The organism is Methanohalophilus euhalobius, assembly GCF_900215215.1.
Classification (GTDB): domain Archaea; phylum Halobacteriota; class Methanosarcinia; order Methanosarcinales; family Methanosarcinaceae; genus Methanohalophilus; species Methanohalophilus euhalobius.
Genome location: NZ_OBDR01000025.1, coordinates 1 through 1,501 on the forward strand (window position 1 = coordinate 1; position 1,501 = coordinate 1,501).

At 41.3% G+C, this 1,501-nt stretch carries 4 protein-coding genes; all 4 read right to left on the minus strand.

All coding sequences use genetic code 11. The features are described 5' to 3' along the window. The coding region (locus CP947_RS11090; RefSeq protein ID WP_143745145.1) for a HepT-like ribonuclease domain-containing protein at window positions 1–178 on the minus strand (178 nt) is incomplete at its 3' end. 3 nt (window positions 179–181) lie between these two features. Beyond that, window positions 182–484, minus strand: coding sequence for a nucleotidyltransferase family protein (locus tag CP947_RS10240; protein WP_096713081.1), 303 nt, complete (start codon window positions 482–484; stop codon window positions 182–184). Window positions 485–766: 282 nt separating this feature from the next. Further along, complete coding sequence (locus CP947_RS10245; protein WP_096713082.1) at window positions 767–1,042, minus strand: hypothetical protein; 276 nt, start codon at window positions 1,040–1,042, stop codon at window positions 767–769. 112 nt (window positions 1,043–1,154) lie between these two features. After that, window positions 1,155–1,409, minus strand: a complete 255-nt coding sequence (locus CP947_RS10865; protein WP_096713083.1) for a type II toxin-antitoxin system HicB family antitoxin — start codon at window positions 1,407–1,409, stop codon at window positions 1,155–1,157. Window positions 1,410–1,501: the final 92 nt, after the last annotated feature.

Sequence of the window (1,501 nt, forward strand, 5' to 3'; positions counted from 1 at the left end):
TGACATCATCAGGGATATTCTTTGCTGCTTCACCAATAATCTCCAGGGCTCTGATAACGGCATATTGGGTCTTTCTGTCTTCGAGAAAATCTTCATATGTACAATCACTGACAAAATTCTCTGCCGCCTCCCTGGCAGCATAGATGTCATTGACATAATCCCTGATGTCTCGAGTCATATATCACACTGCCCTGACTTCGTTAAGTATGTATTTTCCAATATTGGGTTTCAGTGAATCCTTCATGACCAGATCCACCTTGATTCCCAGGGTATCAGAGAGATAATTCTCCAGGTTAATGAATTGGAAAAGGGTGGGAGTCTTGCTGAATTCCACCAGGATATCGAGATCACTTTCCGTAGTTTGCTCTCCTCTTACATAGGAGCCAAACAGTCCAATATACTTGACGTTATATCGATCTTCCAGCTGAGGCAACATCTTTCGGAGTTTTTTTCGGTATATTTCAAGGTCTGGGTTGTATGACATAGCCTCTAAGAAAATTCCTCCTAGTTAATGTTGTTTGCAGGGTATAATTATTTTGTGTACAGTTGTAAAGCCAGGGCCTCTATTTTCCGCCTTCCTCGTCAATCCACCTGCACCTCATCACGGGAAAGTTAACTACATCTCCCGGACAAATGCTTAATTAACATTCAAGCCCCTTGCAGTAAAGGGAGGGGTAGTTGACAGCACCTTAGAATCACCAATTTGAAATCACCGATTGTGCCTATAGATAACATCATCTTTTCGTTTTTTGCAATGACCTTAGAATCACCAATTTGAAATCACCGATTGTGCCTGATCTAACTGTGTTTTAAGAGTTTCAAGACCCCTCAAAAGTCCCCACCATTCAAAAAAATCCTGTGAATCCCCGAGGTCCCCGTTTTCAAATTTTATACAAAATCGGGACGACGGCATATTGTACCTGTCTTCAAAAACAGCAATTTCTTTTTCTGCCAGGCGTATTTTTGCCCGCAGCAGAAGAATCTCCTTTTCCAGTGATTCTTTCACAACAGGTAATGCATCATCTGAGATTGCGACTTCCATAATAGGAAATATACGTACTCAAATTAAAGGTTTTGTGGCAGATAAGTAATACTGAAAACCAGGATAGTTTTTAGATAGCAGTGATGTGGACTCCAGTCTACAGGATTAAAGTTTAGGCAACGGCAATTTCTCCGAAATCATCTATTGTATGGTTGCCAAGGGGTGGAATAGGCAGATTTCTACGCAATCGTAAAATGAGCCACTCCTCGATGATTTCCTCCAGATTCTGGCGGCATTCTTCAAGGGACGTACCTGTTGCCCAGATCCCTTCCAGTTCAGGTATTTCTCCATAGTAAGGCTCCTCTTCATCTTCAATTATCTCATATTTGGCTCTGTCAAGGGCTGTCTGTATATATTCGATCAACATCGACTTATCATCTCAAGCAATTATCACTTTGGGGATTGTATATAGCATTGTTAATTTCGGATATTTAGTAATTATCCTCGCCTTACGGGGTG